This is a genomic window from Pseudomonas sp. SIMBA_067 (assembly GCF_046534675.1).
GTDB classification, from domain to species: domain Bacteria; phylum Pseudomonadota; class Gammaproteobacteria; order Pseudomonadales; family Pseudomonadaceae; genus Aquipseudomonas; species Aquipseudomonas putida.
On sequence record NZ_JAWRYH010000636.1, the window covers coordinates 1 to 263 of the forward strand.

General features: G+C 60.1%; 1 protein-coding gene. It reads right to left on the reverse strand.

Annotated elements, in window-relative coordinates; all coding sequences use genetic code 11:
- Positions 1 to 263 (reverse strand): inorganic triphosphatase (locus SB765_RS30655; RefSeq protein ID WP_410932621.1); only part of this gene is annotated, 263 nt, incomplete at both ends.

Sequence of the window (263 nt, forward strand, 5' to 3'; positions counted from 1 at the left end):
TGGGCAAGTCCCAGTTGTATTCGTTACGTTCCGACAAGCCGGCGACACTCTGGCCACGGGTCTTGAGGGTCTGGATGATATCGTCACCGTCCTTGCGCAGGCGCAGGGCGACTTTGGCCTGGGCCAGGTCACGCTCTGGGGTGTCGAAGTACTGATTCATCAACTCACGGCGTTCCCAGCCACTTTTGTTGCGTTTTTTCAGGAGCGGGTGCTCACGCAGCGCGGCGAGGGTCTCGCGGCTGACGCGGAGCTTGATTTCGGTT